This window comes from Rhizobium sp. BK529 (genome assembly GCF_014194105.1).
In the GTDB taxonomy this organism is placed as follows: domain Bacteria; phylum Pseudomonadota; class Alphaproteobacteria; order Rhizobiales; family Rhizobiaceae; genus Rhizobium.
Genome location: NZ_JACIAU010000002.1, coordinates 136,853 through 163,766 on the forward strand (window position 1 = coordinate 136,853; position 26,914 = coordinate 163,766).

The following is a 26,914-nucleotide window of genomic DNA, read 5'->3' on the forward strand; positions in this document are numbered from 1 at the left end:
ACCGTCGCAAAGCTGTCATCTGCCGTGCCTAAATGTCGCCATACTTTCTTTAAAGCGACATTTGGTCTGCCCATGAACGCCCCCTCAATCCGATCGTCTTCTGCCGTTGCCACGGCGGGCCTGGAATTGAGTTACGGGTCGACGCAGATTCTCAAAGGTATTGATTTTTCTCTTGAAAAGGGCAAGACGCTGGCGCTGCTCGGCCCATCTGGCTGCGGCAAGACCACGCTTCTGCGGTTGGTGGCTGGCCTGCTTGCGCCGACGAAGGGGTCCGTTTCAATCGCTGGTACGACAGTTGCTGATGGCGCGACCGGCGCTTTCGCTCCGCCGGAGCGGCGCGGGCTCGGCATGGTTTTCCAGGACTATGCGCTCTGGCCACATCTGACGGTCGGCGGCAACGTTTCCTTTCCGCTGGAAATGCGCGGCGTAAGCAAAGCCGAGCGTCAGACCCGGACGATGCGGGCGCTCGAACGCGTCGGTCTCTCAGCCTATGCCGACCGGCGGCCGAGCGATCTCTCGGGCGGCCAGCAACAACGCGTGGCGATAGCCCGCGCCATTGTTGCCGAGCCGCAGCTCATCCTCTTCGACGAACCGCTCTCAAATCTCGACCGCGAACTGCGGGAAAACATGGTGGGCGAGCTTGCCGAGCTCATCTCCTCGCTCGGCCTGACGGCCATTTATGTGACACACGACCATAGCGAAGCGTTGACGCTCGCCGATGAGGTCGCTGTCATGCGCGCCGGCCTGATCGAGCAACTTGCTTCACCCGACGATCTTATCGAACGGCCTGCAACGCCTGAGGTCGCGGATTTCCTGCGGCTTGGCTGCCTTGCCGAAGTCGAGCGGCGCGGACCAGCCTGGCATTTCAAGGGCAGCGACATCGTGCTCTCCGAAGCCGAAGGCATAGCGGGAGCCACCGCTCGCGTGCTGATCCCGGTCGCCTCGATCTCGGCCGGCGAGGCCTCTTCCGATCGGCTCGCGGCCACAGTGCTTCGCTCGCAGTTTCGCGGCGACGGGCATCTGGCAAGCGTTTCGCTCCCCGGTTTGCCGGGCCTGAAATTGCAGGTTCTGAGCCGAGTTAAGCTGCGTGCCGGTGAGACGATCGGCCTAGCGATCGACGCTGCACAGATCCGCTGGTTTCGACAAAAAATACCCCAATCCATAGAGGAGAAGCTGGAGCATGTTTAAGTCATTGAAGAGCATTACTTTTGGCATCGTCGCCGCCGCCCTGATGGCAGGCGTCGCCCATGCCGACGTCACCGTTTACACCGCTGGCCCGCAGAGCCTGATCGACAAGCTGTCGGCCGGCTTTACCAAGCAGACCGGCGTCAAGGTCAATGTTTTCCAGGCAACGACCGGTAAGGTCATGGCCCGTATCGAGGCCGAAGCCGCCAACCCGGTTGTTGACGTCGTCATTTCGGCTTCGTGGGATACGGCAAAAGATTTCGCCAAGCGCGGCTGGCTCGTCAACTATTCCAGCCCCAACGCTGCCAAGGTTCCCGAGTTTCTGAAATCTGAAGGCGCTGTCGCTCAGGGCATCTCTGCTCTCGGCATCGTCTGGAACACCAAGAGCGGTACGCCGAAGCCGGCCGAATGGGCTGACCTGACGAAGCCGGAATACAAGGACCTCGTCAATATTCCGGATCCGGCACAGTCCGGCTCTTCCTTCGAACTGACCGCCGCTCTCGCCGGCCGGGACGACTGGAAGCTCTTCAAGTCTCTGCAGGCCAACGGCGCAATCATTGCCGGCGCCAACGCCGACGCCCTGAACCCGGTTCTGCAGGGCGCAAAGGCCGTTGTTTTCGGCGCCGTCGACTACATCGCTCTCGCCGCCCAGAAGAAGGGCGAGAATATCGAAGTCGTGTTCCCGAAGTCCGGCACGGTTATCGCCCCGCGCCCGGCCATGATCATGAACTGGTCCAAGAACCAGGACGACGCCAAGAAGTTCATCGACTACATGCTCTCTGAGGAAGGCCAGAAGCTGGTTGCCGACGAGATGCTGATGCCGTCGCGCACCGACGTAGCTGCCAGCCGTCCGCTGATCGGCGACCTGACGCTGCTGAAGTATGACACGGCTGCTGTCTACGGCAAGCGCAAGGAAACGCTGAAGGCCTTCGCCGATCTCTACGGCGCGAAGTAAGGTCTTGGCATATGAGAGGAAACGGCATCGGCGGCACGGCTCCGGCCGCCTGGCTGGCAACAGCGGGTCTTGTTCTCGTCGTTGCCGTTCCCTTTATCGCGGTGGTGCTGCAAGGAATTTTTCCTGAACTCGGACAGGGCTCCTTTGCAGGCCCTTTCTCTTCACTCTATGCGACGCTTGCCGACAGTTCGCTGATCCGCATGGGTGGGAACACTATCCTGCTCGGTGCCTGCGTCGTGCTTGCCTCGGCTCTCCTCGCTGTGCCGCTCGGTGTCTTTCGCGCTCTCTATAGAATTCCTTTTGCGCCTCTCTGGGACGTGCTTCTGCTCGTACCCTTCATGATCCCGCCCTATATCGCCACACTCGGCTGGATCATGACCCTGCAGCCGCGCGGTTATCTGCAGCAGTTTGCAGGCTTCAATCTGGCACCTTTCCTGTTTTCGATTTTTGGCATGACGCTCGTCATGGCCTTCAATACTTTTCCGGTCGTCTATTTCGCCGTATCGCGCACGGTCGAGGCCGTCGGTGCGCGTTATGCCGAGGTCGGCCGCGTCTTTGGCGCCTCGCCGGCACGCGCCTTCTGGCGCATCACGCTGCCGTTGTCTGCACCGGGCCTGACGGCAAGCCTAATGCTGGTCTTTGCCGCCGCGATAGAAGAATACGGCACACCGGCAGCGCTGGGCCGCCGCGCTGGTTTCCAGGTGCTGGTGACCGGCATCGACCTGCGGGTTACCGACTGGCCGATCGACCTGCCAGGTGCGGCCATCCTGTCGCTGGTGCTGGTCGCCATGTCGCTCGCCGCCTTCCTGCTGCAGCGCTGGATTCTCGCGCGCCGCTCCTACCAGACGGTCAGCGGCAAGCCGACGGCGAAAGACAAGCGACCGCTCGGCGCGCTGAAGGCGCCCGTGATGATAGCTTTCAGCGTCGTCGCCTTCCTTGCGACCGGCGTGCCGTTGCTTGCGATCCTCGCAACGGCGCTGGCGCGCACGATCTCCGGTGGCCTATCCTTCGACAATGTCAGCCTCGACAATTTCATGGCAGTGTTCGGCAACAGTGCCGGCGCCGTGACGGCGCTGGTCAACAGCTTCTCGCTCGGTATCGGCACGGCGCTGATAACGGGCCTGATCGGGGTCACGGCCGCTTATACCGGCGTGAAGACGAAAATGCCCGGCCGCATGGCGATCGATGTCATGACCGTCCTGCCGAATGCTCTGCCCGGTATCGTCGTTGCTGTCGGCCTCATCCTCGCCTGGAACATGCCGGGCCTACCCATCACGCCCTACAATACTGCTTTCATCCTGCTCTTGGCCTATTGCTGCATCCTGCTGCCGCAGCCGGTACGCTATACCACCGCAGCTTTCCAGCAGATCGGCGACAATCTGGAGGCGGCTGCCCGCGTTTGCGGTGCTAGCGGAGTCACGGCCTTCCGTCGTATCCTGTTGCCGCTCGTCTTCCCGAGCCTTGCCTCCTCCATGCTGCTTGTGTTTGCGCTTGCCTCCCGTGAACTCGTCGCTTCCGTCGTCGTCGCACCCGTTGGCATGCAGACGATCGCGACCTTCATCTGGCGTCAGTTCGAGCAAGGCTCGATCGGCCTTGGCATGGCGATGGCCTTCATCGCCATTTGCATTACCACGCTGCTGCCACTGATCCTGATGGGGCTGATGCGCCGCGGCAATATGGTTGCGGATTGAGGCGCGAGCGACATCGAAACGTTCTTGTTTCTCGCGGAAATTGCTGAGATAATTTCCTCGCACAACCTTTGGAGTGAACATGGCTCCTGTCACGGAGATCCTTATAGGCCTCGCGGTCGTCTCCATCCTCATCGTCGCATTTGCCGTATTCCTGTCTTGGAACCCTAGCTGGTGGAGGAGCCTTCGTATTCCAGGGCGTTTCGTTCTTGGCCAAGGCGAGGGCGGCCTCGAAGTGAGTTTTGACTGCGACGATGGAGGTGATGGCGGCGGTGACGGAGGAGGCGATTAACATCAGAGCGATGCCGTAATCCCACCGTCGACCATCAGCGTATGACCGTTGACGAAGGACGACGCGTCGGAGGCCAGGAAGACGGCCGCGCCGACGAGCTCCTCGACATCGCCCCAGCGGCCAGCCGGCGTGCGGCTTTCAAGCCAGCCCGAGAATTTCGGATCATCGACGAGGGCTTGGTTGAGCGGCGTCTTGAAATAGCCAGGCGCAATGGCATTGACCTGCAGGCCATGCTTTGCCCAGTCGGTTGCCATGCCGCGGGTGAGATTGCGGATGGCACCCTTGGTTGCCGTATAGGGCGCGATACCGGGCCGGGCGAGCTCGGCCTGCACCGAGGCGATGTTGATGATCTTGCCGCGACCGCGGCTGATCATCGCCTGCGCGACCGGTTGGCTGACGTAGAAGACGCTGGAGACATTAGTGCGGAAGAGCTCGTCCCACTTTTCAACGGGAAAGCTCTCCAGCGGCGTGCGGAACTGCATGCCGGCATTGTTGATGAGGATATCGATCGGGCCGATCTCGGCTTCGATATAGGCAATTGCCGAGCGGCAGGCCTCGGCGTCGGTCACGTCGAAGGCAGCGCTGACGGCGTGATGTTTGTGCTCGCGGATCGTCTCGGCGGCAGCCTCCGCCTTCTGGGCGTTGCGGCCGTTGATGATGATGGAGGCGCCGTGTTCAGCAAGCCCGAGTGCGAGCGCATAACCGATGCCCTGGCTGGAGCCCGTCACTAGTGCGCGGCGGCCGGAAAGATCGAAGAGGGGAAAGGTCACGGGATCACTCCTGAAATCAACGCCCCTGCATAGCCGGTTTTGCCGCTTTCTTGCAAAGGCGATCAGCCTGCCCCCAGACGCTTGATATTGCCGATAAGTTCCGCCGCCAGCCGCAGCGAGGCTGCAGTCGCCATGGCCATCTGCGGCAGCACCAGCCATTCGAGCGTCCAGGCTGCCCCCGAGCGTTCCTGTTCGTGGACAAGCGAATGGTGAATGGCAGAAAGCTGTGTGGCGTTGAAGCGGGCGAGCGCAACAAGCGTTTCGGCGGCGACCGGATTCTGCTTGTGGGCCATGGCCGAGGACGTGCCGCCACCCGCAAGCTCGATCTCGCCTCCGGCTTCGGCGAGCAATGCGATATCCTGCCCGAATTTTCCGAGACTGCCTGAGATCAAGGAATAGAGATTGGCGAGATCGGCAATGCGGCTACGGCGGCTGTGCCACTGCGGCTCATCGGTCAATCCCAGTTCCTGCGCCAGCGAGGCGCGCACAGCGGACGCCTCGGCTCCTAACTTTTCGAGTGTGCCGGCAGCACCGCCGAATTGCACGGGGAAAGTTTGCTCCGTCAGCCGGTCGCGATAGATCTCCAGCGGCATCCGCCAGGCGGCGATGCGGTCGGCGGCGGTAATGGGGATTGCCGCCTGCATGCGCGTGTGGCCCATCAGGCGGTTGGCGCCGAGCTGCCGCTCGAGCGCTGCCAGTTTCGTGACGATGGCATGCAACCGTCCGCCGAACAGGAAGGTCACGGATTTCAGCCGCAACATCAGGCTGGTGTCGATGACATCCTGGCTGGTCGCGCCGAAATGGACATGCTCGCCCGCCTCGTTGCCGACCGCTTCTCTCAGTTGCTTGACGAGGTCGGGAATAACGACACCGTCTCTGGCCGTTGCAACCTTCAGGCTTTGCATATCTGCGGTAAAGCCAGCGCAGGCCTCGCCGATCGTTAGCGCGGCTTCCGCCGGAATGATACCATGCGTTGCCTCGGAGCGTGCAAGTGCCGCTTCGAAGGAGAGCATCGCCCTGATATCAGCCTCGGCTGAGAAATAGGCGGCGATTTCAGCGTCGCCGAGCAGGCCGGAAAGGAAGGGATGGTCGAAAGGGGATGTGGTCATGTGGCAACTCGTTTCATGGCAATCCCCGTCCACTCGTCGGCTTATCTCGACCCAAACACGGAAGGGCGAAGCCGACGCTACTTGCCCGACGGACCGCGGGCAAGTCGCCAGTCGAGATCGCTTAAATATCCAGGAACACCGTTTCCTTCGGTCCCTGCAGGTGGATATCGAAGCTCAGCTTCGCGCCATCGCGAGCGGCAATCAGCGTTGCCACACGCTCGCGGTGTTCGATCCGCGCCAGAATTGGGTCTGCCGCATTGGCATCCTGCTCTTCCGGGAAATACATGCGTGTGTGCAGGCCGATATTGATGCCGCGGGCGACGATCCAGAAGGTGATGTGCGGCGCCATCTTGCGGCCGTCCTTGAACGGGACCTTGCCGGGCTTGATGGTTTCGAAAGAGTAGACGCCGTCTTCGGCGCGGGTTGGGCAGCGGCCCCAGCCGGTGAAATTCGGGTCGGCCGTGCCACGCATTTCCGAGGGGCTGTTGTAGAGACCGGCGCTGTCGGCGTGCCAGATCTCGACGACGGCATCGCGAACGAGGGCGCCGGCGCCGTCGAAGATACGTCCGCTGACGGTAATCCGCTCACCGAGCGTCTTGTCATTGACCATCTGCGTGCCGAGATCGCTGTCATAGACGCCGGTGATGTCGCAGAAATTCGGCGTCAGGCCGATATGCACATAGGGGCCGGCGGTCTGGGACGGGGTTTCTTTGAGGTAGCCGAGTTCCTGCATGTCAGTTCCCCTCCATCTTGTTTTCGAACATGGTCGAGCGGCGACCGCGCAACACGATATCGAACTTGTAGGCGCGGCTGTCCATTGGGATCGTATTGCCCCAATCGAGCGGCGCAATGAGCTGCTCAATCGCCGCCTTGTCAGGGATCGTACCGACGATCGGACATTTCCAGATCATTGGATCACCCTCGAAATACATCTGGGTGATCAGGCGCTGCGAGAAGCCATGGCCGAAGATCGAGAAATGGATGTGGGCCGGGCGCCAATCGTTGACGCCGTTCGGCCAGGGATAGGCGCCGGGGCGCACGGTGCGGAAGAAGTAGCGGCCCTCCTCGTCGGTGACGAAGCGGCCGCAGCCGCCGAAATTCGGGTCGATGGCGGCAAGATAGGTCTCTTTCTTGTGGCGATAACGGCCGCCGGCATTGGCCTGCCAGAATTCCACCAGAACGCCGGATTGCGGACGGCCGCGTTCATCGAGCACTCTGCCGTGCACGATGATGCGTTCACCGATGGCGCTCTCGCCGGGCCGCGCAAAATTATGGATCAGGTCGTTATCCATCTCGCCGATCATCGAGTGACCGAAAACCGGGCCGGTGATTTCGGAGATGGTGCCGTCCAGCGACAGCAGCGCGCGCTGCGGCGAACGCAGGATGGAGGTCTTGTAACCCGGCGCATAGGCTGGCGGATGCCAGGCGCGGTCGCGGGCGAAGAAGGCGCCGGTTTCTGGCTTGCGGTTCGGTAAGTCGGACATTCGCTCCCCCTCAGGCCGCCTTGCCGGCGTCCATCTGCTCGAAAACCTGTTTTGCGATCTTGATCGCATGATTGGCTGCCGGCACGCCGGCATAGATTGCCACATGCAACAGCGCCTCGCGAATATCCTCCCGGGAGGCGCCGGTATTGGCGGTGGCGCGCACATGCATGGCCACCTCGTCGTCCTGGCCGAGCGCGGCAAGCAGCGCGATCGTGATCATCGAGCGCTCACGCTTCGTCAGTGCCGGACGGGACCAGACATGGCCCCAGGCGGCCTCAGTGATCAGCTCCTGGAACGGTTTGTCGAATTCGGTCGCAGCGGCTTGGGCGCGGTCGACATGGGCATCGCCGAGAACGGAACGACGGGTTGCCATGCCCTGCCTGAAGCGTTCGGACGCTGTGTCGCTCATGGGCTCTTGTCTCCAATGGATGAGAGGAAGGCGCGGATGATTGCGGTGAGCGCTTCAGGCTGCTCGACGGGCGGAATATGGGCGCAATCCTTGATGACTTCGTAGCGCGCGTGCGGGATCATCTTGGCCGTAGAGAGCACCAGATCCGGTGGCGTCGAGCCGTCCTGATCGCCGACGATGCAGATGGTCGGCACCTTGATCCTGGCCGCGGCTTCGGTGAAATCAGCGTCGCGGATCGCCGCACAGGTCGCGTTGTAACCTTCAACGGGCTGGCGGATCAGCATGTTACAATAGCCGGCATAGGCGATGTTCTCCGGTCTGCGGAACGCCGGCGTGAACCACCGTTCCATGACCATGTCGACGATGCTGGCAATGCCATTCGCCTCGACGGCGGCGATACGGCTGTTCCAGCTATCGGCGGTGCCGATCTTGTGGGCGGTGTCGCAGAGGATGAGCGCTTTCACCAGATCCGGGCGGCGCTGGTAGAGCGACTGGGCGATCAGGCCGCCGACCGAGAGCCCGCAGATGAGGGCATCCTTGACCGAAAGCAGATCAAGCAGGCCGGCAAGATCGGTGGCATGATCCTCCATGGCGTAGGGCACCTGGCCAACGTCGGAGAGACCGTGGCCGCGCATGTCGTATAGGATGATGCCAAAATCGCCGGCAAGACGCACGATCACGTCACGCCAGATACGGAAATCGGTGCCGAGCGAATTGGCAAAGACAATAACCGGTCGGTCCGCCGGCGCACTAATGAGCTGGTAGTGGATCGTTACATCGTTGATACGGGCAAACTGCACTTTAAATCTCCTCGACACCAATTTTGATGAGTTGATCCGGTTAAGTAAAATGATATTTCTTGGCTTTCCGATAACTCATGAGTTATGAAAGCAATGATCGATAGCCGCATCAAGTTTCGCCATCTCCAGACCTTTGTCGAGGTGGCGCGGCAGAAAAGCGTCATGAAGGCGGCTGAACTCCTGCATGTCAGCCAGCCGGCGGTGACGAAGACGATCCGTGAGCTGGAACAGGCGCTCGGCGTCGGCGTCTTCGAGCGCGAGGGGCGTGGCATCAGGATCACTCGTCACGGGGAAGTCTTCCTGCGCCATGCGGGTGCTGCGCTGACGGCGCTTCGGCAAGGGCTCGACTCCGTCTCTCAGGAGCAGTTCGGTGACGCCCCGCCGATCCGTGTCGGCGCGCTGCCGACGGTTTCGACGCGCATCATGCCGCGGGCGATGGATCTGTTTCTGAAGGAAAAGACCTGGAGCCGGGTGAAGATCGTCACTGGTGACAATGCCGTGCTCCTGGAGCAGTTGCGTGTTGGCGATCTCGATCTCGTTGTCGGGCGCCTGGCGGGAGCGGAAAGGATGGCAGGCTTTTCCTTCGAGCATCTGTATTCCGAACAAGTTGTCTTTGCCGTGCGCGCCGGCCATCCGTTGCTTAACGCCAGAAAATCGCTCTTTGCCGAACTTGGTCGCTATACGCTCCTGATGCCGACCCGCAGTTCGATTATCCGGCCGGTTGTCGAGAATTTCCTCATTGCCAATGGTGTCGCCAGCCTGCCGAGTCAGATCGAAACCGTTTCCGATGCCTTCGGGCGCGCTTTCGTGCGCGATAGCGACGCGATTTGGATCATTTCCAATGGTGTGGTCGCGCGGGATATCGCCGATGGCGTGCTTGCCGCTCTTCCGATCGATACCGGTGAAACGAAAGGGCCTGTCGGGTTGACGATGCGCGCCGATTCCATTCCCTCGCTTCCGCTTTCCATCCTCATGCAGACGATCCGCGAGGCGGCGCTGGAAATTTCAGGCGAGCCCGCGCCTGAGCACTAAGCTTCAACCTGCTCCTGAGGCCGATGTGCCGGGAGACGGTCGTCTGCGGCGCCGTGCCCAATGCACTTCTGATGAAGCTTGCCGTCAATATCTTCCTGATCAGCACGGTCACGGGGCTTGCCGAAGCAGCACACTTTGCCGGCCGCCAGGGGCTGGATATGGGGCTTTTCAAGGCGGTGGTCGATGCCGGCCAGATGGCAAGCGGCATATCGCGGATCAAGAGCGGCAAGCTTGTCGAACGGGATTTCTCCGTGCAGGCGGCAATATCGGACGTTTTGAAGAACAACAGGCTGGTGGCCGAAGCGGCGCGGCAGGCGGGCATTGCTTCGCCGCTGCTCGATGCCTGTCATCAGCTCTACGCCGAAACCGAAAGCCTAGGATTCGGGCGCGAGGACATGGCGGCCGTCATTTACGCCCTCGAAGCCCGGACGGAAGAACTGAAGCTGCCATTCGGAGACTGAAACGCCGCGTGGCTCTAGTCTTTCGCGTCATGCTGACGCAATCTTGTCTGTGCAGAGAGCGGCTTTTGAAGTTGGACGATCGAATGCGCGTCTTGCTGGCGGAAGATGAACCGGAAATGGCCGCCGTGCTGACGGCGGCGCTTCGTAACAACAATATCATCACGGACCACGTTTCAACCATTGAGGCGGCCGAGGAGGCCGTACGGCTGAACAGCTACGATGCCCTGCTGCTCGATCGCAGCCTGCCCGATGGTGATGGGCTCGAACTGATCGCCGAAGCGCGCCGCATTCAGGCCGCCGTTCCCGTTATTATGCTGACGGCGCGCGGCGATCTGAAGGACCGGATCGAGGGGCTCGATCTCGGCGCCGACGATTATCTTGCCAAACCCTTCGCCGTCGAGGAGCTGATGGCGCGTCTGAGAGCCATCCTACGCCGCCCGGGCAACATCGAGATCGAGAGCCTTTGCCTCGGCCGGCTATATTTCGACCTGCGTAACCGCGAGGCGCGTGTCGGCGACGTTCCGCTGGAATTGCCGCGGCGTGAATTGCTGGTGCTGGAAGCGCTTATGCGCCGCGCCGGCCGTACGGTTGAGCGATCGAGCCTGGAAGAGGCAGTCTACGGCATGGATGACGAGATCCAGTCTAATGCGCTCGATGCGCATGTCTCCCGTGTGCGCCGCAAGCTCGATACGGCAGGCGCGCGTGTCGAAATCCATACGATCCGTGGCGTGGGCTACCTGATCCGACAGGCCCGGCCATGAAGAAGATGAAGTTCTACTCGCTAAAATGGCGGTTGATCCGCCGGCTGGTGGCGTTGCAGGCCGCGACGCTTGTGCTGATCGCGATTGCCTTCGCCTTCGTCTTCTGGATCTCGGGCATGAGCGGGATTTTCGCTCCAGATGAACATGCAATCGACGCGGTGACGCAATCGCTAGCCTGGAATCCCGATGGTTCGATGCGCATCACCAACACGGATGATCTGGATTACCAGCGCGACAAAGCAGCCGATTTCTGGTTCCTGGTGCGTGATCAGCAGGGGCAGGTGCTGACAGACGGCAATGTGCCGGCGCAATATCTAGCCATAGCGAACTCGGGCACGGATATCGCCGAGGCGCGTTTCAACGGTGATGAGGACAATCCGGCGACAATTGCCGCGCGCCTCCAAAAGGTGAAGACCGATCACGGTGATCTCCTCGTCATCGTCGGACGTCAGGGCAGTCTCTCGGCCGGAAAACTTCTTGTCGTCTTCGTGGCGATCGCCTCCGGTGTTGTTCTGCCGGTCATTTTGCTGACGGGTCTGATCACACTGGCGGTTACGCCCTTCGTTGCGCGCGGTATCCACCAAGGATTGAATGAGGTGGCGCAGGCAGCACAAGGTATTGACGGAACGACACGCGGCTATCGCCTGCCGCTCGAAAACGTGCCGGAGGAAGTGGCGCCGCTGGTCATTGCCATGAACGAAACGCTACAGCGCCTCGACGATGATCACAACAAACAGAGGCGTTTCATGCTGGCCGCTGCCCATGAATTGCGCACACCGATTGCCATCCTGCAGAACCGGCTGGAGACCATGCCGCCAACGGACGCGACCAATCGGCTCCTGGAGGATGTCGCTCGCCTCTCGACGTTAGCCCAGCAATTGCTCGACCTGCAGCGGCTTAATCAGGAACCGGTGCCAAACTGCACGATCGACCTTGCGTCGGTCGCAAGACGACAGGCAGCGGAGCTTGCGCCGCTGATCATCGCTGCCGGCTATCAGGCCAATTTCGAGCTGCGCTCGATGCCGGAACGCATTCTCGGCGACGAGACCGCGCTGGAACGGGCAATCGCCAATCTGGTGCAGAATGCTATTCAGCACGGCGGCAGGAGCGGCACGATCACCATTGCCGTGGAGCGTCCGGCGCAGATTTGCGTCAGCGATGAGGGCCTAGGCATTGCGCCGGAAGACCGGGAGCGGATTTTCGAACCCTTCCAGCGCGCCAACGCGGGCGGCCAGGGTATTGGCCTCGGCCTCCACCTTGTGCGTGAGATCGTCAAAATACATCACGGGCGGGTGTGGGTATCGGATGCGGCTGGCGGCGGAGCGGCGTTCAATATGAGCTTCGAACCAGCGATCCAGAATGCTTAAATCTTTTGGCGCTGAGGAAGGGCGTCATGCTCGCATCATTTGAAGAGCTGATATCGGGCGTCGACCGATCGATACCGGAGAACTGCATGAAACAGCCGCCGCTGGCCGCCTTCTTTGGCGCACTTCTCGCCGAGCCCAGGAAAATCGGCGCGATTGTGCCCTCCGGAGGGCGGCTGGCGCGGCTGATGACTAGCGAGATCGAGCCCACGGCAGGTAAAGTGCTGGAGCTTGGCCCGGGCACGGGGGTTTTCACAGCGGCACTTCTCAAACGTGGCTTGCCGGCCCGAGACCTGACATTGGTGGAGCTCGAAACCCGTTTCATCGCTCCGCTGCAGCAGCGCTTTCCGAATGTGACCGTTCTTCAGCGGGATGCGCGCGAACTTGCCTCCTGCAGGGCTGAGCTCGGGTTACAGGTGGCAATCGTCAGCGGTCTGCCTTTTCGTAACATGCCGATCGAGGTCATTACCGCCATCGTCGGCGGTGGATTCAGTCTGCTGGAACGTGGCGGTGCCTTCTACCAGTTCACCTACGGACAATCCTGTTCGGTGCCGTCAGATGTGCTCGGCGAACTCGGCCTGCGGGCGGAGAGGCTCGGCCGGGTGCGCCTGAATCTCCCGCCCGCAAGCGTCTTCCGTATCTCGCGCATAGAGGAGTGAGCGAAGATGGTCTTACCGAACTTCGTCACCTGCCTGCTCGCAACAGGGCTCGGAGGCGTGATGATCGTCGCTATGCTGGAAAAGCTTGTGCCTGTCGTCCCTTCTTTCGGCCTCTATCTCCTCTTCGGGCTGACGGCGGGTTCGGAGTTTTCCGCGGTGGTGCCGCTCATCGTCATCTCGGCTTTTGGCTCGATGTCGGGTTCGCTCTGCTGGTATTATCTGGCCCGGTTCTCGGGCGCCCATCCACAGTTGCGGCTGCTGTCGAACTGGCTTGGGCGCTTCTCGGCCGTGCGGCAGGCTTCGGGTTGGTACTCGGAAAGCGTGACGCGCATGGCGCTGGTGCAGCTCGTGCCGGCCGCCCGCGTCTACTCAGGCCTCGCCTCGGCGGTTGTCACGATCGATGCTGCCCGCTTTGCGATCGCCACCTTCCTCGGTTGTCTGATCTGGAACGGCGCCCTGATTTCCGCCGGCTGGATGGTCCGGCATTTTTAGAACATTTCATCATCTAGCGTAGCACTGTGCGCAGGGTGACTTGGGCTTCCCGCAACAGCGACAGGTAGCGCGCGACCATCTCGCTTGCCGGCACATGAGCGGCCGGCGCACCGATATTGATCGCGGCAACTGTCTGGCTACGCTCGTTCTGGACCGGTACGGCAATGGAGCAGAGGCCCAGCTCCAGTTCCTGATCGATCAAGGCGTAGCCCTGCGCACGAATCTTATGGAGCTCAGCCATCAGTTCCTGAATATCGGTCTTGGTTTTCGGCGTATTCGCTTTCAGTTCGCTCCTGGAAAGAACGGCCAGGGCTTCAGCTTGAGGCAAAGCGGCAAGCAGGACCCGGCCCATCGAAGCGCAATAGGCGGGAAGCCGGCTGCCAGGTGTCAGATTGATCGACATGACGCGGCGCTGCGAGGCGCGGGCGATATAGACGATCTCTGTGCCTTCAAGCACCGAGGCCGAGGCGCTTTGGCCGGCCTTTTCGGAGAGCGCATCGAGATGCGGTTGGATCAGCACCGGCAGCGGTGTCGCTTCCAGATAGGCGTGACCGAGCCGCAGGATCCTGGGCGTCAGGGTGAAGAACTTGCCGTCGTAGTCGGCATAACCGAGTTCAGCAAGCGTCAGCAGCGAACGGCGGACGGTTGCCCGATCGAGGCCGGTCAGCTTTGCGGCATCGGTGATAGACAGCCGGCGGTGCATTTCGCCGAAGGCTTCGATCACTTTGAGGCCGCGGGCGAAGCCGCTGACGAAATCACTTTCCCGCATGGGCTGGTCTGGCTCCCTGATGAAGGCTCGGAAGTTCGGCACCGATCTATCTGGATTAATCAGCGCACTGGAAGCCATTTCTTTGCAACCCGGCAGGCAACCGTATAGGCGGGGTCGAAGACGTTGCCTATGTCGTAGCGGACGACCTGGCCGAGCAAATGGCTGGCCGCGACCTTCGTCAGACCGTAGTCGGCGACAAGCACGTTCAGCATTTCGCTCGTTGCATGCTGCAGAGCCTGATCCAGCGGTCTCGCATTGCCGATAGTGACGATATCGTCAGCAACGTCGGCCCTTGGCCAGGAGATCGGCCTTCCCTTTTCAACGGTCAGACGGACGGTAACTTCGAACGTGGTCTCGACGCCAGTGCCGACAATTTCTCCATCTCCCTGGACTGCATGGCAATCGCCGAGAAAGAACAAGGCACCGGGCGCGGAGACCGGAAACCAGATTGTTGCGCCCGGGCCCAGCAGGCGGTAGTCCATGTTTCCACCGTAGGCGCCACTGGTCGCCGTCGAGATCGCCTGGCCATGGCTCGGCGCTACGCCGAAGCATCCGATCATCGGCGACAGCGGCAGCACAAGGTTTTCGATGCCGGCAACGGGTTCCCTGAGCTTCACAGTCATTGCTTGCCGGTCGATGTCCCAAAGCGTCTTCTCTGGCCTTGGAAGATCGCGAACCGCCTCCGGATCAATGACATTTGCCGCCAATACGCTTCGCGTAAAGCCGGTATCCCTGGTGGGTTTCATTTCCAGGATTTCGACCTTGAGGGCATCTCCAGGCTCCGCACCTTCGACGAAGATCGGCCCGTTCATGGGGTTGGGGCCGTGTGCCCGCTGCACGTTATTCTCATCATAGCCCCATGCATCGATAGTGCGGGTCACGACGGTGTCGCCGCTCGCGATCTCCAAGGCCGGAGGCATGGTCCCAATGACATTGTAAAAGGCGGTTGCGACGAAATGGTGGGTCGTCATTGTAGATGTTCCGATCAGATGTTTGGAATGTTTTGCGCGAAGCGATCCTGTGGTTCGATGAGCTTACGCGTCAACCAGGTGAGCGTCGATGTCAATCATCCCGATGAGGAGTGCGCGAATTGAATTCTACACCAAGTCCATCGCGCAGTTCGCTCCGACGAGCGATCTACATTTGCCTTGGTCTCCTGATGGTCGGCCTTGGAATTATTGGTGCCATCCTTCCGCTCATGCCGACGACGATCTTCTTCATCCTGGCCGCGTGGTTCTTCAGCCGGTCATCGCCTCGTCTGGAGGCCTATCTGATGGACAGTCGTTTCGGCAGCTCGTTACGTGACTGGCGTGAGAATGGCGCAATTTCCCGGAAATCCAAGATGCTGGCCCTGGTGGGGATGTTGGCTGGATACGCGATTTTCCTTGTGACCGCGGGACCCTCTCTTCTTCTCGCGATCATCGTCGGTGCATTCATCCTGGCTTGCGCTGCATACGTCGCCTCGCGGCCAGACTCAGCGGGACGCAGCGAGCCCGACGAAAGCGGCGGCTAACCCATCTCGTCGAAAAGAGGCACTTTACAACGCGTGTAAACTCAAATTATACGGCCCGCTCACTATTGCTTCGACACTCCCAGCATCCCACCTGAGCGCCATGCCAAAAACTCATAAACACAAGTTCCTGCGGGAACAGTATCGACGCATGCTTGCGTCCGACCACCACATCGATCCACGTTGGCGCGACAGTTTTGACGCCTTTCTGATCGACGTCGATCACCTGGCGCCGAATACCGGAAGCCGTCGAATTATCGGCCGCAGGAACCCCAAGCTCGGATTTGTACCCGGAAATGTCGAATGGCATTGGGAAAGCACGACGCTGCCGGCATCACGGGAAACCAGAGGACGTTAGGCCTCCGAACCTATCGCTATCGTCTCTCCTGACGCATCGTCTTCCCTTCCTGTTGCTGGGTTTCAGGTCGGGCCACTGGTCTCGATTGCCAGGTTCAGGGATCGATCGCCTCGTGTCGGCCGAGGAGATGCGCCGCCGAGCGCCAGGCATGATGCGTGATCCGATCGAGCCGCCGAACAGCGTCGACGCGGGCAAAGGCTTCGGTAGCGGTCAATTTTCCGGGCGCAACGGCGGCGAGAGTTTCGGCGCGGTGATCGCGCTGCTTGGCATCAAGATCCTTCGCCGCGCGTTCAATGTCTGCGAACGAGGCGTCAACCTCGGCCGAAACGGTCCAGCCGATCGGCTCGGCTCGTGCCGTGAGTGCAGACTCGGCGGTAATCGAATCACTGACCATCTGCGTCGCCCGCATCGCCTGTCTGCAAAGCTCAGTAGCGCTCAGATCGTCGGAAGCACCGGGCGTTCGTCCAGGGATTCCGCCTTCGCCGAGGATCTCCACGAGCCTGGAGGCGTGTTCCAGCGCGTGCAGCGTGCTCGTCATGCGCAGCCGCTCCTCTTCCGTCTCGGGTGGTTCTTTCAGCTCGGACAGAAAATCCCGTGCCTGTGAGAGTGCGGCGGCTGCCGCTGCCGTATCCTGCATCCCGCGGCCGCCCTCGGACGAAAGGGCGGCGGCGATTGAAGCAGCCGATGTCTTCAGGATTTCCGCCACGACGCGTCGTGTGGTTTCGACCGCGATCACCGGATTGACGAGCGCGCTTGGATCGAGTGCACGCTCGAGCGGCGTCTCCCGGGAAGGCAGAAGTCGCTCCACGACACGGGTGAACCATTGCGTTGCCGGAAGGAGAACCGCGACACCGACGATATTATAGGCCGTGTGGTAGGCGGCCAGGAGCGTCGTCCCGTCGGCGGACGCGGCAAATGCCTTCATCGCACTCGCAGTAAAAGGAAAGGAGATAATTGCAATGAGTGCGGCTATGAGCTTGAACAGCACATAGGCAAGCGCCAGGCGCTTGGCCGTTGAGCTGGCGCCGATGGCTGCCAATGCAGAGCTCGTCGCCGTTCCGATATTCTGGCCGATGATCAGGGCAGAGCCCTGCTCGAGGCTGATTGCTCCGGCATAGAAAGCCGCAATGGTGACGGCGATGGCAGCCGTCGATGACTGCATGACCGCAGTCATCGCCAGGCCGACGACGATCAGCGTCAGGAGACCGATCGAGCCTGAGATCCAGCCAACTCCTGGCACACCCAGCACAGCAGGCAAATCGGATGGGTGCAGGCTTTCCGCAAGGCCCCCCATGCCCTGCTGCAGTGTCGTGAGCCCGTAGAGCACCAACGCAAAGCCTGCGACCGCGCCGCCCGCTGCCGCAGTCCGCCCGCCGCCCAACAGCTTGGCCAGCGCGCCGGCGAAGATCATGGGCAGGGCGTAGGCGGACAGCGAGACGCGCACACCCAGCAACGCCACGAGCCAGCCGGTGCCCGTCGTTCCGACATTGGCTCCGAGCACGAGGCCGAGCCCTTGTGGGAAGGTCAGGAGCCCGGCATTGACGAGGCCGATCGTCGTCATCGTCACAGCGCTCGACGATTGCACGAGCAGCGTGATGAGGGCGCCCCAGAAGGCGCCTGTGAACGGGTTGGCCGCCGCTTTGCCGAGGACCGAGCGCAGGGCCGAGCCGGCCAGCGCCTTCAGTCCGTCGGTCATGACGGTCATCCCGAGCAGAAACAGCCCGACGCCGCCGAGAATGGCAATTACGGTCGACATAGGCGCCCCGTCTACTCTTCCGCTATCAATACTTCGTGCGGCACGGACAGGTCCTGATCTGCTCCGGCGAGACTTTTAGATGTTCGAGATCGAGCTTCTTCACTGTCTGGACGATCGCGGTCATCGGCTTTTCCCTTTAGTGCTCGCTAAATCAAATCATACGCGAATACTACCCTGTGTTGCGATTCCTTTTTTCATCGCACGAAAGGCATATGTTTGGTAGCGCCGGCGACGTCGTCCATATTATCGATGGGCGCGGCAGCCGCCAGGCGAAGAGCTGCCGCGGCGTCTATCGCAAACGGAATGGATTCCGGCACACGCCAACGTGGTACGATCAGACTAGTAGTTTATGCGGACGAGGGGGTACCAGATAGGGTTAGCTCGGTAAGTATTGTAGAATATGCGAATGCACGCATAATTTCTCGGGCTGGCGCTGCCAGGCAAGAGCAATCGAGAGCTCTGGGAGGGTCTCATGGAAACAATCGTTGAGGATGCCCATGCGGGCGTCGTGTCACCGGAACTCGTGGTCGATGCACTGTTTGCATGTCGAAAGACTGCAGCGATCAGGGCGGCCATCGAGCTCGATCTCTTCACTCATATTGGCGAGGGCAAGTCTGCAGCGCAGCTGGCAGCGGCAATAAGCGCCTCGGAGCGTGGGGTGCGCATCCTGTGCGACTACCTCGTGGTCCATGGTTTTCTGACAAAGGATAGCGGGCAGTACCGAATGACGCCCTCGACCAGAATGTTCCTGGATCGCAATTCGCCGGCTTATATGGGCGCTGCCGTCGAGTTCACAGCCGCGCCCGAAATATTGGATAACTTTTTGCGCGATCCGGCCGCCGTTGTGCGAAACGGCGGTTCGGCCGGGCTTGCGAACATGTCGCCAGACAACCCCGTCTGGGTGAAGTTTGCGCGCGGCATGGGCTCCTTTACGGGTCTAAGCGCCAAAATACTGGCGGACGAAATCTCCGGCTGGACTAAGCCTCCCCAAAAGGTTTTAGACATCGCTGCAGGTCCAGGTGTTTTCGGGATCGAAATTGCGAAGGCCTTTCCGTCTGCCGAGATCGTCGCCGTCGACTGGGCGGCCGTATTGGAGCTGTCGAAGCAGAATGCGGAAAAAGCCGGCGTGGCTAACCGGTACCGGACGATCACCGGCAGTGCCTTCGATGTGGAATGGGGTACGGGTTATGATCTCGTCCTGCTTCCGAATTTTCTGCACCATTTCGATCTGCCAACATGTGCCCAGCTCTTACGAAAGATCAGAGCGAGCCTTGCAGAGGATGGTCGGATTGTCGCGGTCGATTTCGTGCCGAATGAAGATGGCGTTTCGCCTCCTTTTCCCGCGGCGTTCTCTTGGGAGATGCTCGCCGGCACGCCTGCAGGTCAGGCCTATTCGCAGAGCGAACTGACAGAGATGGCAAGATTGGCTGGCCTTGCCGGCGTCATGGTCAAACCGATGCCGCCAACTCCGGCAAGCCTCATTCTCTTCGAATAGTCAGCGGACCATTGGCTGCGTCGGGCCGGCAGGCTGACCTTCGGATCGGCCGTAATCGCAGACGCAAGCAGAGTAAGGCGGGGGACCGTCCCGGCGCCGCCCGTTGCCTTGCGATCGATCGCGAAGATCATCTGCCCAAGCTCAGGCGGTTGCCGCGGTCATCGAAGAGAGAGGTAGCTTCAAAGCAGTAATTGCTGCCGATAATGCCCGCCGCAAGGATTTCGCCATAAGCGCAGTGCAGTGTCCCTCGCTTTGCCAAGCAGCATCATCGAACCATTCAAAGCGTTGCCGGGGCTTGTGGTTGGTTTCCCATCGCCGTCGAGCGCCCAGTTGTCCGGAACGTCAGTGTCCTTTTGATGCGCTGCCATGACCTTCCCACGCGCGACATCATCGCAATTCAGATGTTTCGCTTGAGGGCGTCTGTGATTTCGGCGCGGGCAACCCCGATCAGGACTTCCATTGCGTGCCTTGCATCTTCAGGATTGCGCATGCGAATGGCTTCTAAAACGTCCTGGTGTTTTTGGATCGCCTGCTCGTGCGATTGGCTGGCGCGATTTGTCAGGCGGAAGCTTGCAAGGAGCGCTGCGCGTATTGCGCTGGCAAACTGGCGATACACCCAATTGCCGCTGGCATTGATAATTGCCGTATGGAACTCGAGGTCCGCCCGGCTCCATTCTTCGTTATCGCGCGCGTTTGCGTCAACCATGTCCTCAAACGCCTGGGCAATTCGCGCCAGCTGCTTGGCCGTGGCTTTGGCCGCCGCCTGTGCGGCTGCGGCCGGTTCCAGAAGCTGGCGAGCATCGATCAGCGAAGTGTAGAATGCTTCGTCGCCGCCAATTGAAAGCATAACGTCGAGCACCAGTGGGTCGAGGTAGTTCCAGTTCTCCCGATGCAGAACGATTGTCCCTGCTCTCGTGCGAGACCGGACCATTCCGAGAGCGGCCAGATATTGCATCGCTTCACGCAGGCTCGTCCGGCTGACGTCGAACTTTTCGGCCAACTCGGCTTCATTGGGAAGCGTTGATCCCTCGACGAACTCCCCCGCCACAATCATGTGAACGAAGCGGGACAGGAGGGATTCGCGAACTGTCCTTTTTCCTCGGGAGAGAATCTCATCTCCGCCTTCAGTCAATTTCCAATCAGTTCGCGTAATCGCCACCGATTTCCCTCCCCATTCGGTTGGCTCCAACTTGCTTCCGGCCGGAGGCCAGTCAAGCGCTGGTGCCAAAATATTATGTATCTCCACGCGCATTCCATTCTAAGAAATCATTTATCATAGAAATCCAACCAAAAACCACACGTTTGAAAAAATAAATCGTACTTATATTGACATTGATACGACCCGGACTATGGTGGGTCCGGCTGGAGGGACCGGATGCGTCCGAGTTCAATGATGCCGTCGATCTTAAAGGGAGGGAGCGATGAAGCTCATCACGCGCGCCGCCATGCTGGCGCTGGGAACACTTGTAGCAGCTGGCGCAACGCCTGCCTTTGCGCAGGATAAGGACCTCAAGGTGGGTGCGATCTATATGGACGCTCAAGGCTTTTATGCCGGCGTTCGCAAGGGTATTCAGACCGGAGCGAGCGATGCCGGCCGGAAGCTGGACATTGTCGAGACCAACGCTCAGGGTGATGTCAGCAAAGAATCTTCGTTTATCGACTCGCTGATTTCGTCAGGCGTGCAGGCGATCATCGTCTCCCCGGTTTCGGCGGACGGCTCCTATCGCGCGATCCGCCGGGCGCATGACGCGGGCATCCCGGTCGTGTGCTACAATACGTGCCTGAACGATGCCGACATGAAGCAATACATCTCCGCTTACGCCGTCGGCGACCCATACGATTTTGGTCACAAGCTCGGCGATGCCGCGGCCGACTACTTCGTCGCTGAGAAGAAGGATGCACCTAAGATCGCGGTCCTGAACTGCGAGTTCGTCGAGGTTTGCGTAACGCGCCGCAAGGGCTTTGAAGACGCACTGAAGGCAAAGGTTCCAGGCGCTCAAATCGTTGCCAATCAGGAAGGCGCAATTCTCGACAAGGCGGTCTCGGTCGCCAGCACGATGTTGTCCTCGAATCCTGACATCGATGCGTTCTTTGGCGAAGCCGGCGGTGCCACGCTTGGCGCAGCTAGGGCCGTCAAGAGCCAGGGCAAAACCGGTAAGGTCGTGGTCTTCGGCGGCGACATGACGACCGAGATCGCCCAGGAACTCGCAGACTTTACGGTCATCAAGGCTGTCGTCGACATCTCGGGTCAGGGTCTTGGCAAGCTCGCGCTTGCGCAGGCAATCAAGTCGATCGATGGCCAAGCTCCCGCCGACATCAAGGTTCCTTACGACATCGATCTGTACAAGTCATCGGAAGATGGCAAGGCTTGGCTCAAGGCTCATGCCGACGGAATTCCGTGAGGCCCCGTCTGAAGGTCATATATTGAGGCCGCCGGGAAACCGGCGGCGCGTCTGATCGGTGGAAGGTATTATGCAGACATCCCGTTCGAGCAAAGGGCCGCATCGCCCACTTGCATCGGTTAGAGGCTGCACCCGGCAGTATCCCGGTGTGCTTGCTCTTGACAATGCGACGTTTGAAGTGGCCGGCGGTGAGGTGCGGGCGCTACTTGGCAAAAACGGCGCTGGCAAATCGACGCTCATTCGTCTGCTGACAGGAGCCGAAATTCCGGATGCCGGAACCGTGGAGATCGATGGCGAAGAGCTGCGGCACAGCGGTTCGAGCCGTGCTCAGGATGCGTTCGACAAAGGTGTCCGCGTCGTCTACCAGGAGCTAAGCCTGGTGCCTGGAATGACGCTTGCCGAAAACCTGTTCCTTGGGCGATGGCCGGGAAGGGCTGGCGTCATCCAATATGCCGATATGGAAGCTGAGGCATCCGAGGCAATGAGCCGCCTTGGTCTCGATCGAGCTCCCAATACGCTGGTTGCGAGCTTAAGCCCCGCAGAGCGTCAGTTGCTGGAAATCGCCCGTGTCCTGCTCGGAAAACCCAAACTCGTTATTCTTGATGAGCCGACGAGCTCGCTCGCAGCGGCGGAGGCCGAGAAGGTGATGGCGGCCGTGAAACGGATCGCTTCGCAAGGCATCGCGGTCATCTATGTCAGCCACAGGATGAACGAGATACGCCAGATCGCGCATTCCGCGACGATCATGCGGGACGGGCGCATCATCGACACGGTCGATGTGAAGGGTGCTGATACCCGCGAGATCGTCAGGCTCATGCTCGGGTCGGACGCTTCGCAAGCCGATGGGCTGGAAAACAGAAGCCTTGAGAAGACCGTGCTTGAAGTCAGGGACCTTGCGCTTGCCCCGAAACTGAGCTCGGTATCCTTCGAGCTCAAGGAGGGTGAGGTTCTCGGTATTGCAGGTCTTCTCGGCGCTGGCCGGACCGAACTGCTCCAGGCTATCATGGGGGTGCGAACGCAAGACCAAGGCGACGTGCTGGTCGATGGTGTTACGGTTAGGCCAGGGCACTACAAGCGGATGATCTCCAGGGGTTTCGGTTACACGCCGGAAAGCCGGAAGGAGGAGGGCATCATCCCACTTTTGGGTGTCGACGAAAACACTCTGGCGACAAATTTTTCCGGAGTGAGCAGGAGCGGGATTCTCTCCGCCAGGATGATGGCCGATGCGACACGCAGGGTTATCGAAAGGCTGCACGTCAAGACGGCGCGGACAAATACTCCGATCGGCACGCTGTCAGGCGGAAACCAGCAAAAGGTCGTCATCGGGCGCTGGGTCTACGCTGACAGCCGCGTCCTTTTGCTCGATGAGCCCACCAGAGGCGTTGACGTGGAGGCGAAGGCGCAGATTTACGCGATCATCCGTCAGTTGGCGGCTGAAGGACGCAGCATCATCTTCGTCTCCAGCGAAATCGAAGAATTGCCACTCGTTTGCGACCGTGTGCTGGTGCTCCGGGACGGTAGGCTTCGCGAAGAATTCAAATCGCCAAACATCGATCAGGATGCCTTGATGGCTGCCTGCATCGCCGGACATTGAGGGAGACATATGATGTCACTCGACCAGGCTGCAAAGCCCACATCCGCCCGGACTTCCAAGAAATCGGGTTTTACATTTTCGCAGCACATGAACGAGCTAAGCCTGTTTGTGGCAATCCTCGTGCTCTACGTGGTCTTCACATCGACTGCCAATGGTTTCCTTTCCTTCAATAACCAGATCAATATCCTGCGTGATGCGGCCACGATTGGTATTGCGGCTTGGGCGGCGACGCTGATCATCATCGCCGGCGAAATCGACGTCAGCGTCGGCCCCATGGTCGCCTTTATTTCGGTCGTGCTGGCGTTCCTGCTTCAATGGGGTGTGCCGACACCAATTTCCTTTGCTTTTGCGATCGTGGTTGGAGCATTGCTCGGCTCCATCGCCGGAGCCTTGCGAGCATATTGTGACGTTCCCTCATTCGTCGCGACGCTCGGGCTCTGGAGCGCGCTCAGGGGCACGGCTCTGTTCGTAACGGACGCGCTGCCAGTTTCCATCGGTCGAAACGACACGCTGGACGCCCTCGATCGCTCGGTTCTGGGGATACCGCCAGCCGCAATCATCATGTTGGTCTTGTTCGCGATCTTTGCCTTTGTGAGCCGGAAAACCGCATTCGGCCGCTCCGTATTTGCAATCGGCGGCAATGCGCATGCGGCTTTTCTGAGCGGTATCAGAGTCTCGAGCATCCGCGTAGCGCTCTTTGCGATCGCGGGAGCAATGGCTGCAATCTCGGGCATCCTTCTTGTCTCACGTCTGGGCTCTGGTAATGCCACGGCAGCAACGGGACTGGAGTTTGACGTCATCGCGGCTGTCGTCGTGGGCGGCACCTCGCTTTCGGGCGGACGCGGGTCGATGCTTGGCACGCTGCTTGGCGTTCTCGTCATCACCCTGATTGGAAACGGCCTGGTTCTTCTCGGTATCAACCCGTTCTTCCAGCAGGTTGTCCGTGGTCTCATCATCGTCATCGCCGTTCTCGCCAATATCCAGGCGATCAAGCGCAGCATGTCACGCAACAGGGGGTGAGGGCGATGACGATCGTGGACCTGCAGTCCGGACCGCTCTCGCTTCGTGTTTCATCGAAGGGTGGGCTGGTGCTGGGTTTCTGGAAAGAAGCAGATGTCGGCAAAGTGCCGCTATTGCGGCCTGCGCCATCGGCCGAGGCTGATGCACTCTCGTCCTCCTGCTATCCATTGATCCCCTTTGGCAACCGTGTCAAAGGCAACCGGTTCGCGTTTGAGGGCATCGAATATCGGTTCGAGCCAAATACCAAGTGGGATAAGCATTACCTGCACGGCGAAGGCTGGCAGGCGGACTGGTCGATCGACGGGCAAACAGAGACTTCAGTCGAAATGAGTTTCCTCCACCGTGGAGGCAATACGCCTTACGCTTACCGCGCGAGCCAGAGTTTTGTGCTGGACGACGACGGCCTCACGATGACGCTTATAGTCGAGAACCTTGGTGAACGGGCTATGCCGTTTGGTCTTGGCTGGCATCCGTATTTCCCGATGACGCCGGAAACAACGCTTCAGGCTCGATCGGAGAAATTCTGGACCGAAGTGGACGAGTGGTTGCCAGGTGAGCACACCGATATTCCGGCCGATCTTGATTTCAGCAAACCTGCCGAATTGCCGCATCGATGGGTCAATAACGGATTCGAGGACTGGAATGGCGAGGCGAGGATCGCATGGCCCGAACGCCGCACCGCGCTGAGGCTTTCGGCGGATCCGATCTTCAAGCATGCGTTTGTTTTCGTGTCTGATACGGCCTTCGATCCGAACTTCGAGCGTGATTACTTCTGCTTCGAGCCCATGACGCATCTGGCCAACGGCCATAACCTTCCCGATCTTGGCGGCCTGAAGGTTCTTGGCCCGGGCGGGCACCTGTCCGGAAGTGTCCGATTGCATCCCGAAAATATCTAACAGATATCCATATCGGAGTTCATGAATGTCTACGGAAGACCGTTACGACTACATTATCGTTGGCGGCGGAAGCTCCGCCTGTGTGGTCGCGGCTAAGCTTGTTCGAGAAGGAAAGGCGAAAGTCCTTCTGCTTGAGCGGGGACCCGCCAAGGCAAGCCCAATCATGCATTTTCCTGCCGGCTACATGAAGTTCCTTGCCAAAGACACCTACCTGTCCATGCATCAGACGAAGCCGCAGCCGCAGTTGAACGGACGCGGCCCGATCGTCCCGCAAGGTAAGGTGCTCGGCGGCGGCAGCACGGTCAATGCCATGGTTTATATGCGCGGGCAGGCAGCAGATTTCGACCTCTGGAACGCGCTGATCAAGCCGGAAGGATCGAATGACAATGCGTGGTCCTACGCCGATCTGCTCCCATACTTCAAGGCCCAGGAAGACAACGACCATCTCGCCAACGAATTTCACGGGGTTGGTGGGCCGCTCAAGATTTCCCATCTCGGTCACACCAGCCCGATGACGCGAACCTATGTGAAAACGCTTCAGGCAATGGGCATACCGTACAATCCCGACTTCAACGGCGCGCATCAGTTCGGCGTCGGATTCATGCAGCATACGATCGACTGGACGACACGAAAGCGCTCGAGCGCCGTCGACGCTTTCCTCGCTCCCGTCATCAACGACCCGTTGCTGACGATCGAGACTGAGGCGACCGTCACGTCTCTTGAAATGGATGGTGACCGCGCCGTGGGCGTTTTCTATGTGCAGAAGGGTGCGCGGAAGCAAGCCAAGGCCGGCAACGAAGTCATTCTTGCTGCCGGTGCGTATCAAACTCCCAAGCTGATGATGCTTTCCGGTATCGGCCCGCAGGAGGACCTGAAGCGCCACGGTTTAAAAACTACCGTCGCCTTGCCAGGCGTCGGAAAAAATCTGCAGGATCACTACGAATGCCCGGTCGTCGCGACCACCAGGGGCTCGTTCGGCTACTACGGGCAGGATCGCGGATGGCCAATGATCAAGGCAGGATTGCAGTATCTCATGTTCAAGTCGGGACCTGTCTCGACTACTGGAGTCGAGACCTGCGCTTTTTACGATCCCGATGGAAACAACGACCGGCCAACGATCCAGATGTTCTGCGTGCCAACCGTTTATCTAGACCGTGACGTCATGGGGACAGAGCCGGGTGACGGTGTGACCATCAATTCGCTCCTGCTTCGTCCCAAGGCGCGCGGCTCAGTGACCTTGGCCTCCAGTGATCCATTCGCTGATCCGATCGTTGATACCCAGATTTTTGGCCATCCGGACGACTTGCGTCTGACAATGGCTGGCTTCCGTTTCGCTCGAACGGTGCTGGAGGCGATGCCCATGAAGGAGTTCATCGACAAGGAGATATTCCCGGGTCCAGACGTAACCAGCGATGAGGCGATCGCCGCTCACTGTAAGCGGACCGTAAAGACGGGATACCATCCGGTCGGGACTTGCAAGATGGGGACTGACGCCGATCCGGAGGCGGTGCTTGATACCAATCTTCGGGTTCGCGGAACGCGCGGTCTGCGCGTCGTCGACGCCTCGCTGATGCCGACAATCGTCAGCGGGAATACCAACGCAGCCGTTATGGCGGCGGCCGGAAAGGCCGCCGACCTGATCCTTAGCTAATA

Annotated in this window: 28 protein-coding genes; 17 read left to right on the forward strand and 11 right to left on the reverse strand. The window is 60.1% G+C overall.

Going from position 1 to position 26,914, the window contains the following annotated elements:
• Positions 1–72 precede the first annotated feature (72 nt).
• The 4 genes from FHX08_RS17730 to FHX08_RS17745 all read left to right on the forward strand — a co-directional run bounded on the left by FHX08_RS17730 (position 73) and on the right by FHX08_RS17745 (position 4,120).
• Positions 73–1,188, forward strand: coding sequence for an ABC transporter ATP-binding protein (locus FHX08_RS17730; RefSeq protein ID WP_184327402.1), 1,116 nt, complete (start codon positions 73–75; stop codon positions 1,186–1,188).
• Positions 1,181–2,140: an ABC transporter substrate-binding protein gene (locus FHX08_RS17735; RefSeq protein WP_184327403.1), complete on the forward strand. Its 960-nt coding sequence runs from the start codon at positions 1,181–1,183 to the stop codon at positions 2,138–2,140. The genes FHX08_RS17730 and FHX08_RS17735 overlap by 8 nt, the downstream gene beginning before the upstream one ends.
• Before the next feature lie 11 nt (positions 2,141–2,151).
• Complete coding sequence (locus tag FHX08_RS17740) at positions 2,152–3,831, forward strand: iron ABC transporter permease (protein WP_184327404.1); 1,680 nt, start codon at positions 2,152–2,154, stop codon at positions 3,829–3,831.
• 79 nt (positions 3,832–3,910) lie between these two features.
• On the forward strand, positions 3,911–4,120 hold the full coding sequence (locus tag FHX08_RS17745; RefSeq protein ID WP_132654595.1) for a hypothetical protein: 210 nt from the start codon (positions 3,911–3,913) through the stop codon (positions 4,118–4,120).
• Between the two features lie 2 nt (positions 4,121–4,122).
• Here FHX08_RS17745 and FHX08_RS17750 read toward each other — a convergent pair whose 3' ends face one another.
• From FHX08_RS17750 to pcaD, 6 genes are all read right to left on the reverse strand, one after another.
• Entirely contained in the window at positions 4,123–4,890 is a 768-nt protein-coding gene (locus FHX08_RS17750) for an SDR family oxidoreductase (protein WP_184327405.1), read from the reverse strand.
• A gap of 62 nt (positions 4,891–4,952) precedes the next feature.
• Positions 4,953–5,999: a 3-carboxy-cis,cis-muconate cycloisomerase gene (locus tag FHX08_RS17755; protein WP_184327406.1), complete on the reverse strand. Its 1,047-nt coding sequence runs from the start codon at positions 5,997–5,999 to the stop codon at positions 4,953–4,955.
• A gap of 121 nt (positions 6,000–6,120) precedes the next feature.
• Entirely contained in the window at positions 6,121–6,732 is a 612-nt protein-coding gene (gene pcaG, locus FHX08_RS17760) for a protocatechuate 3,4-dioxygenase subunit alpha (protein WP_132654601.1), read from the reverse strand.
• Between the two features lies 1 nt (position 6,733).
• Positions 6,734–7,483, reverse strand: a complete 750-nt coding sequence (pcaH, locus tag FHX08_RS17765) for a protocatechuate 3,4-dioxygenase subunit beta (protein ID WP_132654603.1) — start codon at positions 7,481–7,483, stop codon at positions 6,734–6,736.
• A 10-nt stretch (positions 7,484–7,493) separates the two neighbouring features.
• A complete protein-coding gene (gene pcaC / locus FHX08_RS17770; RefSeq protein WP_184327407.1) occupies positions 7,494–7,892 on the reverse strand; it encodes a 4-carboxymuconolactone decarboxylase in 399 nt (132 codons plus the stop codon).
• Positions 7,889–8,692 (reverse strand): 3-oxoadipate enol-lactonase, encoded by an 804-nt coding sequence (pcaD, locus tag FHX08_RS17775; protein WP_184327408.1) that lies wholly within the window; start codon positions 8,690–8,692, stop codon positions 7,889–7,891. The genes pcaC and pcaD overlap by 4 nt, the downstream gene beginning before the upstream one ends.
• A 93-nt stretch (positions 8,693–8,785) precedes the next feature.
• Between pcaD and pcaQ the strand changes: the two genes are divergently transcribed.
• The 6 genes from pcaQ (at position 8,786) to FHX08_RS17805 (ending at position 13,461) form a co-directional block, all read left to right on the forward strand.
• Complete coding sequence (pcaQ, locus tag FHX08_RS17780; protein WP_184327409.1) at positions 8,786–9,724, forward strand: pca operon transcription factor PcaQ; 939 nt, start codon at positions 8,786–8,788, stop codon at positions 9,722–9,724.
• Between the two features lie 23 nt (positions 9,725–9,747).
• On the forward strand, positions 9,748–10,185 hold the full coding sequence (locus FHX08_RS17785; protein ID WP_246698339.1) for an NAD-binding protein: 438 nt from the start codon (positions 9,748–9,750) through the stop codon (positions 10,183–10,185).
• An 83-nt stretch (positions 10,186–10,268) separates the two neighbouring features.
• Positions 10,269–10,946 (forward strand): response regulator transcription factor, encoded by a 678-nt coding sequence (locus FHX08_RS17790; protein ID WP_184327410.1) that lies wholly within the window; start codon positions 10,269–10,271, stop codon positions 10,944–10,946.
• Positions 10,943–12,313 carry a HAMP domain-containing sensor histidine kinase gene (locus FHX08_RS17795; RefSeq protein WP_184327411.1) on the forward strand — a complete coding sequence of 457 codons (1,371 nt, stop codon included), beginning with the start codon at positions 10,943–10,945 and terminating at the stop codon, positions 12,311–12,313. The genes FHX08_RS17790 and FHX08_RS17795 overlap by 4 nt, the downstream gene beginning before the upstream one ends.
• Before the next feature lie 26 nt (positions 12,314–12,339).
• Positions 12,340–12,969: a class I SAM-dependent methyltransferase gene (locus tag FHX08_RS17800; RefSeq protein WP_246698340.1), complete on the forward strand. Its 630-nt coding sequence runs from the start codon at positions 12,340–12,342 to the stop codon at positions 12,967–12,969.
• A 6-nt stretch (positions 12,970–12,975) separates the two neighbouring features.
• On the forward strand, positions 12,976–13,461 hold the full coding sequence (locus FHX08_RS17805) for a DedA family protein (RefSeq protein ID WP_184327412.1): 486 nt from the start codon (positions 12,976–12,978) through the stop codon (positions 13,459–13,461).
• A gap of 13 nt (positions 13,462–13,474) precedes the next feature.
• Here FHX08_RS17805 and FHX08_RS17810 read toward each other — a convergent pair whose 3' ends face one another.
• Positions 13,475–14,230, reverse strand: a complete 756-nt coding sequence (locus FHX08_RS17810; RefSeq protein WP_184327413.1) for an IclR family transcriptional regulator C-terminal domain-containing protein — start codon at positions 14,228–14,230, stop codon at positions 13,475–13,477.
• Between the two features lie 59 nt (positions 14,231–14,289).
• On the reverse strand, positions 14,290–15,201 hold the full coding sequence (locus tag FHX08_RS17815; protein WP_132654623.1) for an acetamidase/formamidase family protein: 912 nt from the start codon (positions 15,199–15,201) through the stop codon (positions 14,290–14,292).
• A gap of 188 nt (positions 15,202–15,389) precedes the next feature.
• Between FHX08_RS17815 and FHX08_RS17820 the strand changes: the two genes are divergently transcribed.
• Positions 15,390–15,743 carry a YbaN family protein gene (locus tag FHX08_RS17820; protein WP_245508318.1) on the forward strand — a complete coding sequence of 118 codons (354 nt, stop codon included), beginning with the start codon at positions 15,390–15,392 and terminating at the stop codon, positions 15,741–15,743.
• Positions 15,744–16,192: 449 nt separating this feature from the next.
• On the opposite strand, the gene FHX08_RS17825 is transcribed toward FHX08_RS17820, so the two are convergent.
• Positions 16,193–17,854: a Na/Pi cotransporter family protein gene (locus FHX08_RS17825; protein WP_184327414.1), complete on the reverse strand. Its 1,662-nt coding sequence runs from the start codon at positions 17,852–17,854 to the stop codon at positions 16,193–16,195.
• A 472-nt stretch (positions 17,855–18,326) separates the two neighbouring features.
• On the opposite strand from FHX08_RS17825, the gene FHX08_RS17830 reads away from it, so the two are divergent.
• Positions 18,327–19,349: a cyclopropane-fatty-acyl-phospholipid synthase family protein gene (locus tag FHX08_RS17830; protein ID WP_184327415.1), complete on the forward strand. Its 1,023-nt coding sequence runs from the start codon at positions 18,327–18,329 to the stop codon at positions 19,347–19,349.
• 179 nt (positions 19,350–19,528) lie between these two features.
• Here the strand turns inward: FHX08_RS17830 and FHX08_RS32055 are convergent, their stop codons facing one another.
• Positions 19,529–19,750 carry an Ldh family oxidoreductase gene (locus FHX08_RS32055; protein WP_409527410.1) on the reverse strand — a complete coding sequence of 74 codons (222 nt, stop codon included), beginning with the start codon at positions 19,748–19,750 and terminating at the stop codon, positions 19,529–19,531.
• Positions 19,747–20,502: a FadR/GntR family transcriptional regulator gene (locus tag FHX08_RS17840; RefSeq protein ID WP_409527411.1), complete on the reverse strand. Its 756-nt coding sequence runs from the start codon at positions 20,500–20,502 to the stop codon at positions 19,747–19,749. Before FHX08_RS17840 ends, FHX08_RS32055 begins: the two co-directional genes overlap by 4 nt.
• A gap of 268 nt (positions 20,503–20,770) precedes the next feature.
• On the opposite strand from FHX08_RS17840, the gene FHX08_RS17845 reads away from it, so the two are divergent.
• From FHX08_RS17845 to FHX08_RS17865, 5 genes are all read left to right on the forward strand, one after another.
• Positions 20,771–21,751, forward strand: a complete 981-nt coding sequence (locus FHX08_RS17845) for a substrate-binding domain-containing protein (RefSeq protein WP_184327417.1) — start codon at positions 20,771–20,773, stop codon at positions 21,749–21,751.
• Positions 21,752–21,821: 70 nt separating this feature from the next.
• Entirely contained in the window at positions 21,822–23,345 is a 1,524-nt protein-coding gene (locus FHX08_RS17850) for a sugar ABC transporter ATP-binding protein (RefSeq protein WP_210288329.1), read from the forward strand.
• A gap of 12 nt (positions 23,346–23,357) precedes the next feature.
• The gene (locus tag FHX08_RS17855) at positions 23,358–24,365 is read left to right on the forward strand and encodes an ABC transporter permease (RefSeq protein ID WP_184327596.1); all 1,008 of its coding nucleotides are present in this window, start codon (positions 23,358–23,360) and stop codon (positions 24,363–24,365) included.
• A 5-nt stretch (positions 24,366–24,370) separates the two neighbouring features.
• A complete protein-coding gene (locus FHX08_RS17860) occupies positions 24,371–25,261 on the forward strand; it encodes an aldose 1-epimerase (protein WP_184327418.1) in 891 nt (296 codons plus the stop codon).
• A gap of 25 nt (positions 25,262–25,286) precedes the next feature.
• Entirely contained in the window at positions 25,287–26,912 is a 1,626-nt protein-coding gene (locus FHX08_RS17865; protein WP_132654637.1) for a GMC family oxidoreductase, read from the forward strand.
• Positions 26,913–26,914 lie beyond the last annotated feature (2 nt).

Bases quoted from the DNA above. Each gene is read 5' to 3' on its own strand.
- FHX08_RS17730 (WP_184327402.1), top strand. From the start codon at position 73: ATGAACGCCCCCTCAATCCGATCGTCTTCTGCCGTTGCCACGGCGGGC.
- FHX08_RS17735 (WP_184327403.1), top strand. From the start codon at position 1,181: ATGTTTAAGTCATTGAAGAGCATTACTTTTGGCATCGTCGCCGCCGCC.
- FHX08_RS17740 (WP_184327404.1), top strand. From the start codon at position 2,152: ATGAGAGGAAACGGCATCGGCGGCACGGCTCCGGCCGCCTGGCTGGCA.
- FHX08_RS17745 (WP_132654595.1), top strand. From the start codon at position 3,911: ATGGCTCCTGTCACGGAGATCCTTATAGGCCTCGCGGTCGTCTCCATC.
- FHX08_RS17755 (WP_184327406.1), bottom strand. From the start codon at position 5,999: ATGACCACATCCCCTTTCGACCATCCCTTCCTTTCCGGCCTGCTCGGC.
- pcaG (WP_132654601.1), bottom strand. From the start codon at position 6,732: ATGCAGGAACTCGGCTACCTCAAAGAAACCCCGTCCCAGACCGCCGGC.
- pcaH (WP_132654603.1), bottom strand. From the start codon at position 7,483: ATGTCCGACTTACCGAACCGCAAGCCAGAAACCGGCGCCTTCTTCGCC.
- pcaC (WP_184327407.1), bottom strand. From the start codon at position 7,892: ATGAGCGACACAGCGTCCGAACGCTTCAGGCAGGGCATGGCAACCCGT.
- pcaQ (WP_184327409.1), top strand. From the start codon at position 8,786: ATGATCGATAGCCGCATCAAGTTTCGCCATCTCCAGACCTTTGTCGAG.
- FHX08_RS17785 (WP_246698339.1), top strand. From the start codon at position 9,748: ATGTGCCGGGAGACGGTCGTCTGCGGCGCCGTGCCCAATGCACTTCTG.
- FHX08_RS17790 (WP_184327410.1), top strand. From the start codon at position 10,269: ATGCGCGTCTTGCTGGCGGAAGATGAACCGGAAATGGCCGCCGTGCTG.
- FHX08_RS17795 (WP_184327411.1), top strand. From the start codon at position 10,943: ATGAAGAAGATGAAGTTCTACTCGCTAAAATGGCGGTTGATCCGCCGG.
- FHX08_RS17800 (WP_246698340.1), top strand. From the start codon at position 12,340: ATGCTCGCATCATTTGAAGAGCTGATATCGGGCGTCGACCGATCGATA.
- FHX08_RS17805 (WP_184327412.1), top strand. From the start codon at position 12,976: ATGGTCTTACCGAACTTCGTCACCTGCCTGCTCGCAACAGGGCTCGGA.
- FHX08_RS17810 (WP_184327413.1), bottom strand. From the start codon at position 14,230: ATGCGGGAAAGTGATTTCGTCAGCGGCTTCGCCCGCGGCCTCAAAGTG.
- FHX08_RS17815 (WP_132654623.1), bottom strand. From the start codon at position 15,201: ATGACGACCCACCATTTCGTCGCAACCGCCTTTTACAATGTCATTGGG.
- FHX08_RS17820 (WP_245508318.1), top strand. From the start codon at position 15,390: ATGGTCGGCCTTGGAATTATTGGTGCCATCCTTCCGCTCATGCCGACG.
- FHX08_RS17825 (WP_184327414.1), bottom strand. From the start codon at position 17,854: ATGTCGACCGTAATTGCCATTCTCGGCGGCGTCGGGCTGTTTCTGCTC.
- FHX08_RS17830 (WP_184327415.1), top strand. From the start codon at position 18,327: ATGGAAACAATCGTTGAGGATGCCCATGCGGGCGTCGTGTCACCGGAA.
- FHX08_RS17845 (WP_184327417.1), top strand. From the start codon at position 20,771: ATGAAGCTCATCACGCGCGCCGCCATGCTGGCGCTGGGAACACTTGTA.
- FHX08_RS17850 (WP_210288329.1), top strand. From the start codon at position 21,822: ATGCAGACATCCCGTTCGAGCAAAGGGCCGCATCGCCCACTTGCATCG.
- FHX08_RS17855 (WP_184327596.1), top strand. From the start codon at position 23,358: ATGTCACTCGACCAGGCTGCAAAGCCCACATCCGCCCGGACTTCCAAG.
- FHX08_RS17860 (WP_184327418.1), top strand. From the start codon at position 24,371: ATGACGATCGTGGACCTGCAGTCCGGACCGCTCTCGCTTCGTGTTTCA.
- FHX08_RS17865 (WP_132654637.1), top strand. From the start codon at position 25,287: ATGTCTACGGAAGACCGTTACGACTACATTATCGTTGGCGGCGGAAGC.